Source organism: Corallococcus exiguus (assembly GCF_009909105.1).
GTDB classification, from domain to species: Bacteria; Myxococcota; Myxococcia; order Myxococcales; family Myxococcaceae; genus Corallococcus; species Corallococcus exiguus.
The window spans coordinates 564,898-578,136 of the sequence record NZ_JAAAPK010000004.1; the positions used below are offsets into that span (position 1 = coordinate 564,898).

Genomic DNA, 13,239 nt, shown 5'->3' on the forward strand with positions numbered 1-13,239 from the left:
ACATGCGACTGCTCGTGTGGAGTGGAATCGTCTGCGGAATGCTGCTCGGGTGCGCGGGGTCGAACGCGGCGCGCAAGGACGAGGCCCAGGAGCCGGCCCCCACCGCCCAGCAGGAGGAGGCGCCGCCCACCCCCGTGACGCCCCCGGAGAAGAAGGCCGAGTCGCCCGCGGCGGAGGCGGAGAACCAGGAGGCGGCCATCGTCATGCCCCTGGAGATCACGGAGACGCCCGCGCCCCGCGACCCGCTCGGCATTGAATCGCAGAGCGTGAAGGGCAACGTGCTCACGCTCAACGTCCGCCACGGCGGCGGCTGCAAGGAGCACCGCTACGGCCTCGCGTGGGACGGGCGCTTCACCAAGACGGCGGCGGGCGAGCCGCGCGCGGAGCTCACGCTGCTCCACGACGCGAACAACGACCGGTGCAAGGCGATGGTCTACAAGGAACTGGCCTTTGACTTGTCCACGCTGAAGCAGGAGTGGAGCGAGAAGGGCCATGGCGACCACGCCACGCTCCACCTGGACTTCAACGGCGTGCCGGACCAGTCCGCCAACTTCAAGTTCTGACAGGTGCATGGCCCTGCGCGAGGAGGTCCTCGCGCAGGCGCGTCAGCACCTTGCCCAGCAGGTTCAGCCCCCGCCACGTGGACGGGTCCTGGATGCGCGGGTCCTCCGCGGAGAGCCCCACGCCCCAGATGCGGTCCAGGGGACTGGCCTCCACCAGCTCCGTGCCCGCCGTGGCGAGCAGCGCCTCCAGGAGGTGCGGATGCTGGGTGAACTTCGCGTGGTTGCCCTCGTAGACGATGCGCTCACGCTCACGCTCCCAGAGGGCCGCGTCGAACGGGGTCACCTTGCGGCCCAGCGCCTTGTGCTGCTTGGGCGTGGCGGCGCGCAGCATCTGCTCCAGCACGCGCGTGTCACCGAACAGGCGCGCCTTGCCCGCCATCATGTACTGCTCCGCGCAGGTGTAGCGCACGCCGTCCACCGTGAAGACGGACGGGTGCCACTGCGAGAAGAAGGAATCTTCCTTCCAGAAGAACGTGAACCGCGCCGTCGTCGTCGTACCCATCCCAGGCCTCCTCGAAATCTTCGTGTAATAATGACACGAACGTGCGGCGATGGAGGAACCTGACGGGGGGCCCTACAATGGCCGTCCGCTCCCCATGCGACTTCAAGAAGCCCAGAAGCTGTTGGACCGCTGTTTCACTGGTACGCGGGAGGGTGCGCCTCGCCTCCATGAGCCCTCGGACCCCCGCTTCGCGGAGCGGGGTGGCGCGGTGTGGCTGGAGTACCGCTGGTACGTGCGCGAGCGCGGCATCGCGGAGGTGTTCCTCAAGTGGGACCGGGTGCCGCCCGGCAACGAGAAGACGGTGGAGGCCACGGTGCTGCGCACGCACCTCTTGGGCCAGTCCCCCATGCTGTCCCAGCGCGCGCTGCGCACGGTGGAGGGCGGCACGCCCTCGCCGGAGCGGGTGCTGGACGTGCTCAAGAACGACGGCATCCGCCGCGAGTGCGTGGCCCGGGGCCGCACCACCGTGACGGTGGAGCACTGGGAGAGCCGGCGTCCCGCGGCGCTGTTGGACGAGGCGCGCTTCGAGGAGCTGGCCGCGCCCCTGGAGGCGGAGGACTCCACGCCGGAGGGCCGTCACGAGGCCGTGCAGCGGCTGGCGGATGCGGAGAGGAGCCCCCGCGTGCAGGACGTGCTCCTGCGGCTCGTCGCGCGCAAGCCGTCGCTGATGGCCCTGCGCATCCTGTCGGAGTGGGGCGAGGTGAAGGCCCGCGAGTACCTCCAGCGGGACCTGGCCGCCGTGAAGCCGGGCAACGCGGCGGACCTGTGGGCCCTCACCGCGTTGGACCGGCGCCTGGAGGCGTGGCAGTCGCTGGCGCGCCCTTCGTAAGGCGCGCCAGCAGTACGTCAGTGCGAGCCCACCCGGGGGCCCAGCACGTCACGCAGCGCATCCGCGACGGTGAGCTTCGGGGCCCAGCCCAGCGCGCGCAGCTTGCCCGGGTCCGCCACGAGGCTGGGGATGTCCGAGGGGCGCAGCCGCGCCGGGTCCAGCTCGATGCTCGCCTGCACGCCGGACAGCTGGAGCATCTCCTCCAGCAGGCTCCGGATGGTGCGGCCCTCGCCGCTGCCCACGTTGTAGGCCTGGCCGGCCTCGCCCTTGAGCAGCAGCAGCCGGTACGCGTCCACCACGTCCTTCACGTGGGAGAAGTCCCGGATGGCGTCCAGGTTGCCCGTGCGCAGGATGGGGTCCACCGTGCCCAGCGCGATGGCGCGGATCTGCGCCGCGAACGACGGCACCACGAAGGTGGGGTCCTGCCCCGCGCCCAGGTGGTTGAAGGGCCGGGCGAGGATGACCTCCATGCCGTAGCTGCGGAAGAACTGCTCGCCGGCCAGCTCCCCCGAGGACTTCGACGCCGCGTAGGGGCTGAGCGGCACGTGCCGGTGGGACTCCTCGGCGCGCGTTCCTTCCGCGACCGGGCCGTACACCTCACCGGAGCCCACCAGCAGCACGCGCGCCTTGGGGGCGCTCTCACGCAGGGCGGTGAGCAGGTGCACCACGCCCATGGTGTTCACCGCGAAGACGCGCGCGGGGTTCTGGTGGCTCTTGGCCACCGAGCTGAAGCCGGCCAGGTGCAGCACCGCGTCCGGCTTCACCTCGGAGACCGCCGCCTTGACCTTCGCCTCATCGGCGATGTCGAAGTGCAACGCGGTGCTGCTGATGCCCTCGCCGCGAGGCCCGTGCACCTCCACCACTTCATCGCCGGCCGCCCGAAGGGCAGCGCACGCATGACGGCCGACGAATCCATCCGCTCCCGTGACGAGGACGCGCATCTTACCGCTGTCCTGCCTTCACTCGCTCCAGGTCCGCGTCGACCATCATCTCCACGAGCTGCTTGAAGCGCACCGTGGGCTCCCAGCCGAGCTTCTCCTTGGCCTTGTCGTACTTGCCGATGAGCAGGTCCACCTCCGCGGGGCGCACGAACGCGGGGTCGATCTTCACGTGCTTCTGGTAGTCCAGGCCCACGCGCGAGAAGGCGATCTCCACCAGCTCCCGCACGGTGTGCGTCTCGTTGGTGGCGACGACGAAGTCCTCCGGCGTCTCCTGCTGGAGCATGCGCCACATGGCGTCCACGTAGTCGCCCGCGAAGCCCCAGTCGCGCTTGGCGTCCAGGTTGCCCATGGGCAGCGTGTCCTGGAGGCCCATCTTGATGCGCGCCACGTTGTACGTGACCTTGCGCGTGACGAACTCCAGGCCACGGCGGGGCGACTCGTGGTTGAAGAGGATGCCGCTCACCGCGAAGAGCTTGAAGGACTCGCGGTAGTTCACGGTGATGTGGTGGCCGTACGCCTTCGCCACGCCGTACGGGCTGCGCGGGTAGAAGGGCGTGTCCTCCGACTGCGGGACTTCCAGGACCTTGCCGAACATCTCGCTGGAGGACGCTTGGTAGAAGCGCACCTGCGGGCGGGTGTGGCGGATGGCCTCCAGCATCTTCGTCACGCCCAGCGCGGTGAACTCACCGGTGAGCACCGGCTGGTTCCAGCTGGTGGGCACGAAGGACTGTGCCGCCAGGTTGTAGACCTCGTCCGGCTGGGTGAGGTTCAAGAGCGCCGCGAGCGAGAACTGATCCAGCAGGTCGCCCTGGTGCAGCGTCACCTTTCCCTGCAGGTGCGCGATGCGCTCGAACTTCTCCTCGGAAGAGCGGCGCACCATGCCGTGCACCTCGTAGCCCTTCTTGAGGAGCAGCTCCGCCAGATAGCTGCCGTCCTGCCCCGTGATGCCAGTAATGAGTGCGCGCTTGGCCATGGCCCTTGTCTGTTCGCTGGGAGACGCTGTTCGTTGTACCCGAGGCTTTCGCCTCCTGCCAACCGTTCCAGGGTTTCAGGGAACTTGAAGAGTGACGTGCCTATGCCTAGGTAGGGAGCGACCTGCCCAGGAGCCGCCCATGCGCAACCTCTCCCTCCCTGCATTGACGGTCGTGCTCATGAGCACGGCGGCGGGGGCCCAGACGGCTCCCGTGGCGGTGCCCTACACCGTGCAGACCCAGCCCGGAGCGCGCTCCGGGGGCGGCACCGTGAACGACGTGGCCCTGTGGGTGAACCCGGCCGACCCGGCCGCGAGCCGACTCATCACGGCGGACCAGAACAACGGCCTGTTCACCTACGCCCTGGACGGCGGGGAGGTGCAGGGCAACACCGAGGGCACGTCCGTGAGCGTGGACGTGCTGGGCGGCTTCCCGCTGGCGGGCGGTACGAACGCGGCGCTGGTGCTCAGCGCCAACCCCACGCTGTCGGGGCTCGTTCCCTACGTGATGGATGCCACGGCGGATGGTGGCGGGCTCACCCGCCTGTCACCCACGACGGCCCCGCTGGACGTGGGCGTCAGCTACGGGACGGTGCGGCTGGCCCGAGGGGCGGATGGGACCATCCAGGCCTTCGGGGGACTCGCGGCCGGCGGCCTGCGGCAGTTCGAGCTGACGCCCACCGACGGCGGCGTCACGGCGACCCCGGTGAGGGACATCCCGGCGGGTGGGGTGATGGGGCTGGTGGTGGACCCGGCGTACCGCGCGCTCTACGTGGCGCAGCAGGGGCAGGGGCTCTACCGCTATGGCGCGGACGCGGACGCCGGCATCCTGGGCACGCAGGTGGTGGGCCTGGGGGACGGCGGCCTGACGTCCGTGGGGCGCATCGCGCTGTACGAGGCGTCCGGAGTGGACGGCTACCTCGTGGCGACGGATCCGAGCGCGAACACCTTCGTCGTCTTCGACCGGCGCACGCTGGGCCGGGTGGGTGCGTTCCAGCTGGGGCCGGACGGCGGCACGGACGCGGTGGAGCAGTCGCGCGGGCTGGTGGCCTGGTCCGGTGCGCTGGGCACGGCCTTCCCGGAGGGGCTCTTCGTCGCGCATGACGGCGTCAGCAGCAGCACGTTGACCGACAACCTCAAGCTCACCTCGTGGGGCAACGTGGCGCGGGCGTTCTCGCCGCCGCTCATCATCGCGCAGCAGCCGCCAGCGGACGGCGGTGTGGACGGCGGCACCGGCACTGACGGCGGTGGCGGCGTCATCGTCAATCCGGGCGACGGCAACCCCAATGGCGGTGGCGGCGGGACCGACGACGACAGCGGCTGTGGGTGCACCAGCACGTCGGTGCCGGCCATCGCGACGCTGGGGCTGCTGGCCATGTCGCTCCTGGGCCGCCGGCGCCGGAGCTGACGCTCGAAGCGGGTTGAAAGCGACAGGGGGGCGGGATGAAGTGCGCGCCCCATGCGCTCCTTCCGTTCCTCCGTCCTCGCGCTCGCGGTGCTCGCCTCCGCCTGCAAGGGCGGCCCGACGCCCGCTCCCGCCAACACCCCGCCCCCCGCGCCCGCCCCGGCCGAGCCTGTGCGGCTCACGGTGGTGGGCACCAACGACTTCCACGGTTGGGTGATGCCCCACCGCGCCACGCTGCCGGACGGGCAGAAGGTGGAGCAGGGGGGCGCGGCGCTGTTCGCGTCCTACGTGGCGCGGCTGCGTGAGGACAACCCGGGCGGCGTGCTGCTGGTGGACGGCGGCGACCTGTTCCAGGGAACGCTGGCGTCCAACCTGGGCGAGGGCGCCATCGTCGTCGACGTGTACAACCTGCTGGGCTACACGGCGGTCGCCATCGGCAACCACGAGTTCGACTACGGGCCGGTGGGCCCCGGGCCCGTGGCCACGCGTCCGGACGAGGACCCGTTGGGGGCGCTCAAGGCCCGCGTGGCGCAGGCCCGGTTCCCCTTCCTGTCCTCCAACGTACGCGAGAAGGACGGACGCCCCCTTGCATGGCTGGGCAACGACGGCACCACGGTCGTCACCGTGAAGGGCGTGAAGGTGGGCCTGCTGGGCCTGTCCACGCTGTCGACACCGCAGACGACCAACCCCGCGAACGTCGCGGGCCTGCGGTTCGAGTCCCTGGCCGACTCCGCGAAGCAGGCCGCGAAGTCGCTGCGCGAGCAGGGCGCGGAGGTGGTGGTCGCCATCGCGCACGCGGGCGGCAAGTGCACGGACGTGTCGAACCCGCGCGACACGTCCGGGTGCGAGCGCGACGACGGCGAAATCTACGCGGTGCTGGAGGCGCTGCCGAAGGGCGCGGTGGACGCGGTGGTGGCGGGCCACACGCACCAGGTCATGGGGCACTTCTTCGGCGACGTGCCGGTCATCGAGACGACGGGGCTCGCGCGCTCGTTCGGCGTGGTGGACCTCTTCGTGGATCCGGTGACCCACCGCGTGCTGCCCGAGCGCACGCGCATCAACGCCGCCATCCCGGTGTGCGGCGCCGTGGACGCCACGCTGAAGTCCTGTGATCCGCTGGTGCTGCGGGACGCGAAGGACGTGCGGCTGGTGCCGGCCACGTTCCTGGGCCAGCCGGTGACGCCGGACGCCCGCGTGGAGGCGCTGGTGGACCCCGCGGAGGCGCGCGTGGAGGAGGAGCAGCGCCGCCCGGTGGGCGTGGAGACCCGGGCCCGCATGCCCCTGGTGTACGAGGGCGAGAGCGCGCTGGGCAACCTCATCGCGGACTCGATGCGGGAGGCGGCCCGCTCCGACGCGGCGGTGATGAACGCGGGCGGCATCCGGGCGGACCTGCCACAGGGGCCGCTCACCTTCGGGAAGCTCTACGAAATCCTGCCCTTCGACAACACGCTCGCGGTGCTGGACCTGAGCGCGGACGAGCTGCGCCGCTTCCTGTCGCTGGCCTACGGCGGCCGCAAGGGCGTCTTCGCGGTGTCCGGGCTGGAGGTGACGCTGCGCGCGTGCCCGGGCCCGGAGCGCTTCCAGGGCGTGACGCTGCCAGGAGGCAAGCCGCTGAAGGCGAAGGCGACCTACCGGGTCGCGGTGCCGGACTTCCTGCTGCGCGGCGGTGACGGGGTGGGGCCCCTGACGTCCACGCTGCCACAGGAGCGTATCCACCTGTTGCAGGCGCAGGACCTGCGCGAGGTGCTCACCGCGTACGGCCGCGCCCACGGCAACGCGCTGAAGCCCCCGGCGCTCGGACGCGTGCACCTGGTGAAGGCGGCGGGGCCCTGCGCGGACGCGAAGCCCTGAAAAAGCGCGGCCGACGTTGGAATTTTTCCCTCCGTGCTGATCCGCTGGGGCTGGATCGCGGCGCAACCCAGCGGAAGATCAGCACATGGCGCCCAGGGCCGAATTTTCGGCCTGGGATCAGTTTCCAACGGAGGGAAACCTCCCTACTCTAGGGCACGCGAGTTCCCTTGCAGGCGCGGCCCCGAGCCAGCGCGAGCAAGGTGGGGCCCGTGCGTGGGAGGGACAGAAGAGATGCTCTACAAAGTGACCCCGATGATGGTCCCCGCCGTGCCCGAGAAGAAAGAGGCACGCGAGCCGGGCCAGCCGCGCAAGCGGCGCAAGTCCTCCGTCTACGACGCCGACGGCCACGAGGTGTTGATCTCGCTGATGTGTCTGAAGTGCAAGACGCTCAAGCCGCTGGCGCAGTTCGGGCTGCGGAAGATGGCGGACGGCGCCATCCGCAACCAGCCGTGGTGCCGGGGCTGCCGCTCGGGCGCGGGCACGAAGAAGCCGAAGAAGGACGAGTCCCAGGCCGCCACCGTCCAGGTGCCCGCCGTCGCCGCCGCGGAGCCCGTGCTCCAGGTCGTCGCCGCCGTGCCGCTCGACGCCGCGCCCGTGGCTCCGACGCTCGTCGACGCCCCGGCGGCCGACGCGACGCCCACCACCCTGGTCTGATTCACCGCCCGGGATGATCCGCCCTGCTGGGGCGCGCACTGTTCGCGCCCCGCATGTGACGGATCCGCCCGGAGCCTCCGCTCGCTTCGAGCACCCAGGCGGGTCTCTTCCCGCCGGGCGATGATCCGCCCGGCCGGCCCGCCTCCTGCTTCAGGACAGCCGCAGGCCCGCCGGCAGCGTATCGCCGAGCGCCCGGGCTTCGTCCGCCGCCTCCAGGGCCACCACCTCGCGCACCATCCGCACCCAGGTGTCGGAGGCCTTCGCGGCCACCAGCGCCTGGGCCGTGCGCTCGCGCAGCTCCGGATCCAGATCGCGCGTGCGGTCGCCGGTGAGGCGCGCGAGCTGGGCGGCGGCGAAGGGCGCGCCATCCACCTTGCGCAGATCCAGGGACAGGAGCAGCTCCAGCCACGCCTCCGCCGTCTCCACGTCCACGACCTTGTGGCTGCTGCCGTACAGCGGCACGCGCGCGCCCAGCCGGCCCAGGGCCCACGCCCACGGGCCGCCGGAGCGGGACTCGGCCTTCAGCCGCGCGGCGATCCACCGGCCCACCTCCGCCTTGTCGCCCGGCGACAGGTGCTCCAGCGAGGCGGCGGTGCGGATCATCTCGTCCAACCCTTCCGGTTGGATGCCCTTCACCTTGCCGCCTTGCGTGGGCGCGTCCGGCGGCACGCGCCGGGCCAGGTGCGGCTGGAGGTAGCCGTACAGCTTCTGCTGCTGCGCTTCGGAGAGGCCTCCGGCGATGCGGCGCCACATCACCCAGAACTCCGTCCACACCGACTTGTCCGTGTGGTGCTGCACCAGCGCGTCGAAGAGGGTGAAGGTCTGCTCCGCGCGCCAGCTGTCCAGCGGGTAGCCGAAGCCGGGGCGCAGGCTGAAGCCGGTGAGGCTGTAGAAGACGCGCTCGTGGTCATCCGTGCGGCGGCGCTTGCTCGCGCCCGCGTAGAGCGTGCTCCACAGCTCGCGCAGCACGGGCACGCGCCACGTCTCGCGAGGGCCCAGCACCTTCTCCAGCGTGCGCGACAGCTGCTTCACGTCCTTGGGGCCCAGGGGCAGCGGCTTGTTGCCGTAGACGCGCTCCACGTTGTCCTTCGCCTCGGCGAAGCGCGCGGGCATGGACTCGGTGACGGTCAGCTCGTGTGAGCCGCCGGTGCCGCGCAGCTCGAACTCCAGGCGCCAGCGCTCGTCCGCGACGTCCGACACGCAGAACAGCTCCAGCGTGCCAATCTCCGTGAGCGCGGCCTGCAGGTGCACCGGCACGTCGCTGACCTTGCCGGACGCGCCCTTGAGCAGCGTGTGGATGGGCGGCAGCGGCTTCAGGTCCTCCGCCAGCGGCACCAGGTCCCCCGGCTTGTCGATGCGGTCGCTTGTCGTGCTGTAGAGCGCGAACTGCACCGGACGGCCCAGGGTGAGCGTGAAGGGGCGCTCGCCCAGGTCCACCTTCTGGCCCTCCTCGAAGCCGCGAGGAATCAGGCACAGCGTGGGCTGCTCCGCGCTGTCCGGGCCGCGCTGCAGACCCACGTAGTACGCGCGCGCCGCGCCACCGCCGATGCGCAGGCCGTGACCGCGCCGCACCAGCCCGTAGTACGCCGCGCCCCGCGCCACCGCGAGCTCCAGCGACTCGTGCTTGAGCAGCGGGATGCGCGGCGCCTGCGGCCACCACGCGGACAGCGCGTCCACCAGCCGCGCCGAAATCTGCGGCGAATTGAAGACTCCGCCGTTGAGCAGGATGGCGTCCGGGCGGGGCAGGGCGCCTTCGTGCGACGGCGTCTCGCCCAGCGCCGCGAAGCCCGCCGCCGCGTGCTGCGCGAGGAAGGCCGCCAGGTGCCGAGTGACGGCCGGGTCCTGCACGTACGGCAGGCCCAGCTCCTGGAGCGCCATGCGCGCCGCGCGCCGGGGCCGGTCCACAGGTGAGGACATGGGGAAGAAGCCGTCCAGCACCAGCGCGTGCGCCTCGTCGCGGCCCAGCTCCGTGGACAGCGTGCCGCCCAGCAGCCGGCTGCCCTCGCCGATGAGCGACACGCCGTACTTCTCCGGCGGGGTGCGCCCCAGCAGCTCCTCCTTCGCGGTGCGCGCGGCCTGGATGGCCTGCGTCCACTGCGTCGCGGACAGGCGCCGGCCGTTCTGGGTGAGCTTCTCCTCCATGCGCCGGGCGAGCGCCGCGTCCATGTTGTCGCCGCCCAGCATCAGGTGGTCGCCCACCGCCAGCCGCCGCAGCATGGGCCCTTCCGGCGACACGCCCGCGTGCACCAGCGTGAAGTCCGTGGTGCCGCCGCCCACGTCCACCACCAGCACCAGCCGCACCTGGGACAGCGTCTGCTCCAGGTCCGAACGGTGGCGCGCGGTGTAGTCGTAGAAGGCCGCCTGCGGCTCCTCCAGCAGCGTGAACTTCTCCAGCCCCGCCTTGCGCGCCGCGCTCACCGTGAGGGCGCGCGCCGCCTCGTCGAACGAAGCGGGGACGGTGATGACCACCTCCTGCTTCGCCAGGGGCTCGTCCGGGTGCGCGAAGTCCCACGCCCGGGCCATGTGCGTGAGCAGCAGGGCGGACGCGTCCACCGGGGACAGCTTCTGCACGTCCGCGGGCGCGCCCCACGGAAGGATGGGCGCGGAGCGGTCCACGCCCGGGTGGCACAGCCAGCTCTTCGCGGACGACACGAGCCGGCCGGGCACGCGCGCACCCTGCCAGCGGGCCAGCTCGCCCACGACATATGGGCCGCCGTCGTCACCCCAGGGCAGGCGCAGCATTTCCGGGGCCAGCTCGTGGCCGGCGGGGACGTAGACGGTGGACGGCAGGAGGGCGCGGGGGGCCACCTCGCCCTGGCGGACGAGCTGGGGCAGGGGGAAGTCCTCGACGGGCGCCCCCGAGCCTTTGCCTGGATCCACGGATGCCACCGCGCAATGGGTGGTGCCCAGGTCGATGCCGACGATTCGCATACGCCTCCGGTGTGCGGGGCCCCTTCTACTCCTTCATGCGCACGTTGAGCTCCAGCTTCCAGCGCCCGGATCCGTTCTTCTCCAGGCACCGCAGCTCCAGCGTGCCCACCTCCGTCACCGCCGCCTGGAGGTTCACCGGCGTCAGGTCGCCAAAGGGCGTGGGCTGTCCGGGCAGCGACGTCTCGAGGGGCGCCACCTCCTCCAGCCCCCCGGACGCCAGCTCCGACTCCACGTCCTCCACCATCTCGCCCACGCGGTCATCGCGCCGCACGGACGACGCGAAGAAGCGGAAGCTGGTGGGCTCGCCGGTGACGAGTCCGAACTCCTGCGGAGGCACGTCCGCCTGCGTCCCTTCCTCCATCCCGAAGGGCGCCACGCACAGCGCCTTCACCGGCGGCTCCATGCCCGGCACCGCCGGCATCGCCGTCTCCACGCCCACGTAGTAGGCGCGCGCCGTGCCGCCGCGGATGCGCAGGCCGTGCCCCTGACGCACCCAGCCGTAGTACGCCGCGCCGCGGGCCACCGCGAGGTCCAGGTCCGCTCCCTCCAGCTCCTTCGCCGGGGGCGCCCCTTCCGCGGCGAGCCACTGGTTGAGGACCTCCATCACGCGGTCCTTCAGCGGTCCGGCCTTGAAGACGCCGCCGTTGAAGAGCACCGCGGTGGGGTGCAGGAAGCCCTTGCCCGCCACGTCCACCGGAGAGTCCGAGCTGGCCGCCAGCGCCTGCGCCTGCCGGGTGAGGAAGGCCGCCAGGTGCTTCGTCACCGCCGGATCCTGCGCGTACGGCAGCGCCATCTGCGCCAGGCCCGTGCGGCGCGCGGTGCGCGGAAGGTCCGCCACCTCCGTCACCGGGAAGAAGCCGTCCGTGAGGACGCGGTCCAGCTCCTCGCGCGTCAGCTCCGTGCGCAGCGTGCCGCCGATGAGCGACGAGCCCCGGCCCGGAATCGCGATGGGCACCTTGTCCACGGAAGCGTCCGCGTACAGCGTCTCCTTCGCCTGCCGGCACCCGTAGGTGAGGCCGTTGAACTGCCACGCGTCCAGCTTGCGCCCGTCCGCCGCCATCCGCTGGTTGAGCGTGTGCGCCAGGGCAAGGTCCATGTTGTCGCCGCCCAGGAGGATGTGGTCGCCCACCGCCACGCGCAGCAGCTCCAGGTCGCCCTCGCGGTCCTTCACGGTGATGACGGAGAAGTCGGAAGTGCCGCCGCCCACGTCCACCACGAGGATGACTTCCCCGGGCTGCACCTGCCTGCGGAAGTTCTCCCCCATCGCCTCCAGCCACGCGTACAGCGCGGCCTGGGGCTCCTCGAGCAGGGTGATGTGCTCGAGGCCCGCCGCCTTCGCGGCCTCCAGCGTCAGGTCGCGCGCCGCCGCGTCGAAGGATGCCGGGACGGTGACGATGACCTCCTGCTTCGACAGCGCGTTGTCGGACTCCTCCTGCGCGCGGGCGAAGGTCTGGTCCCACGCCTCCTTCAGGTGGCGCAGGTAGCGCGCGGACGCATCCAGCGGCGACACGCGCTGCACCTCCGGCGGCGCCTGCCAGGGCAACAGCGCCGAGCGCCGGTCCACGCCCGGATGCGACAGCCAGCTCTTCGCGGATGACACCAGCCGCGTGGGCACCTTCGCCCCGTGTGAGCGGGCGAAGTCACCCACGATGACGCCCGGCTCCGGGCTCCACGGCAGCGCGAGGCTGCCCTCCGGGAACTCCTGAGCGCTGGGGAGGTAGAGGAAGGAGGGAAGCAGCGGGCGCGCTTCCACGGTGCCGGGCGCCGTCACCTGCGGCACGGGCAGCATGGACTGCGAAGGGCCGCGCGGCTTGCCGTCCTCGAGGTTGAAGTAGGACACCGCGGAGTGCGTGGTGCCCAGGTCGATGCCGATTGCGTATCGGGCCATATCGGTCAGGAACCCCGGGAAGGGGCCTTGTGGTTCCTCGAAGGGAAGGGGACTTCGGAGGATGCGCCGCCTGCTCCTCAGGCGGGCATCAGGCCAGCTCGACTTCCGCCGGCGCCAGCACGCGCGGCTCCATGGCGGGGCTGACCGTCGGGAACTTCACCTCCGTGGTCACCCAGCCGTGGTGCCGGAGCGTGCCGCCATAAGGAGGTTCACCGGCGACGTTGCCGGTGAGCCGGATGCGCTGCGCGTCGAAGCCCGGCGGCACCGTCACCTTGTCGCCCTCGCCCTGCGGCAGCACCGGCTGGAGCGTCAGGTACTGGTGCACCACCTTGCGGCAGCCCTCGTGGACGATGCGGGCCGCCGCGCCGACGTCCGCGTCCGGGAAGGCCGCGACGTTCTCCTGCACGAAGTCCAGGAAGCGGCCCTCGCGCTGGAGCATGGCCAGGAGCGACAGGGCGCTGGCGTGCTCGCGCTCGGGGGGCAGGGGCGCCGGGGCGACGGGGGCCTGGACGATGGGCGTCTTCACCGGCGGTGGGGCCTGCGTGTCTCCGGACGGGAGCTCCTTGAGCTGGCCGGCGTCATAGGCGCGGCTGGTCGGCAGCACGGCCTGCGCGAATTCGCGGGACACGAGGCAGCGCCAGAAGCACAGCCAGGCGAGCCAGAAGCGGGCGAAGAACGACAGGGAGGCGGACGGGTCGGTCATCG

11 protein-coding genes are annotated in these 13,239 nt (G+C 71.6%); 5 read left to right on the top strand and 6 right to left on the bottom strand.

Annotated elements, in window-relative coordinates; translation table 11 throughout:
• Positions 1-2: 2 nt before the first annotated feature.
• A complete protein-coding gene (locus GTZ93_RS18415; protein ID WP_161662899.1) occupies positions 3-563 on the top strand; it encodes a hypothetical protein in 561 nt (186 codons plus the stop codon).
• On the opposite strand, the gene GTZ93_RS18420 is transcribed toward GTZ93_RS18415, so the two are convergent.
• The gene (locus tag GTZ93_RS18420) at positions 553-1,065 is read right to left on the bottom strand and encodes an NADAR family protein (protein ID WP_120581037.1); all 513 of its coding nucleotides are present in this window, start codon (positions 1,063-1,065) and stop codon (positions 553-555) included. The two genes, GTZ93_RS18415 and GTZ93_RS18420, sit on opposite strands and share 11 nt — an antisense overlap.
• 94 nt (positions 1,066-1,159) lie before the next feature.
• Between GTZ93_RS18420 and GTZ93_RS18425 the strand changes: the two genes are divergently transcribed.
• Positions 1,160-1,894, top strand: a complete 735-nt coding sequence (locus GTZ93_RS18425) for a hypothetical protein (RefSeq protein WP_257979532.1) — start codon at positions 1,160-1,162, stop codon at positions 1,892-1,894.
• Positions 1,895-1,911: 17 nt separating this feature from the next.
• Here the strand turns inward: GTZ93_RS18425 and GTZ93_RS18430 are convergent, their stop codons facing one another.
• Positions 1,912-2,835: a GDP-mannose 4,6-dehydratase gene (locus tag GTZ93_RS18430; RefSeq protein WP_139923555.1), complete on the bottom strand. Its 924-nt coding sequence runs from the start codon at positions 2,833-2,835 to the stop codon at positions 1,912-1,914.
• 1 nt (position 2,836) lies between these two features.
• Positions 2,837-3,808, bottom strand: coding sequence for a GDP-mannose 4,6-dehydratase (gmd, locus tag GTZ93_RS18435; protein WP_120581034.1), 972 nt, complete (start codon positions 3,806-3,808; stop codon positions 2,837-2,839).
• 139 nt (positions 3,809-3,947) lie between these two features.
• Here gmd and GTZ93_RS18440 point away from each other — a divergent pair, with 139 nt between their 5' ends.
• The 3 genes from GTZ93_RS18440 to GTZ93_RS18450 all read left to right on the top strand — a co-directional run bounded on the left by GTZ93_RS18440 (position 3,948) and on the right by GTZ93_RS18450 (position 7,715).
• Positions 3,948-5,213 (top strand): myxosortase-dependent phytase-like phosphatase, encoded by a 1,266-nt coding sequence (locus GTZ93_RS18440; protein WP_139923556.1) that lies wholly within the window; start codon positions 3,948-3,950, stop codon positions 5,211-5,213.
• 51 nt (positions 5,214-5,264) lie between these two features.
• Positions 5,265-7,061 (top strand): bifunctional metallophosphatase/5'-nucleotidase, encoded by a 1,797-nt coding sequence (locus GTZ93_RS18445; RefSeq protein ID WP_161662900.1) that lies wholly within the window; start codon positions 5,265-5,267, stop codon positions 7,059-7,061.
• A gap of 231 nt (positions 7,062-7,292) precedes the next feature.
• A complete protein-coding gene (locus GTZ93_RS18450; RefSeq protein ID WP_139923017.1) occupies positions 7,293-7,715 on the top strand; it encodes a hypothetical protein in 423 nt (140 codons plus the stop codon).
• A 150-nt stretch (positions 7,716-7,865) separates the two neighbouring features.
• On the opposite strand, the gene GTZ93_RS18455 is transcribed toward GTZ93_RS18450, so the two are convergent.
• From GTZ93_RS18455 to GTZ93_RS18465, 3 genes are all read right to left on the bottom strand, one after another.
• Positions 7,866-10,646: an Hsp70 family protein gene (locus GTZ93_RS18455; RefSeq protein ID WP_139923015.1), complete on the bottom strand. Its 2,781-nt coding sequence runs from the start codon at positions 10,644-10,646 to the stop codon at positions 7,866-7,868.
• A gap of 25 nt (positions 10,647-10,671) precedes the next feature.
• Complete coding sequence (locus GTZ93_RS18460; RefSeq protein WP_139923013.1) at positions 10,672-12,534, bottom strand: Hsp70 family protein; 1,863 nt, start codon at positions 12,532-12,534, stop codon at positions 10,672-10,674.
• Between the two features lie 88 nt (positions 12,535-12,622).
• A complete protein-coding gene (locus GTZ93_RS18465) occupies positions 12,623-13,237 on the bottom strand; it encodes a DUF2760 domain-containing protein (protein WP_161662901.1) in 615 nt (204 codons plus the stop codon).
• Positions 13,238-13,239: the final 2 nt, after the last annotated feature.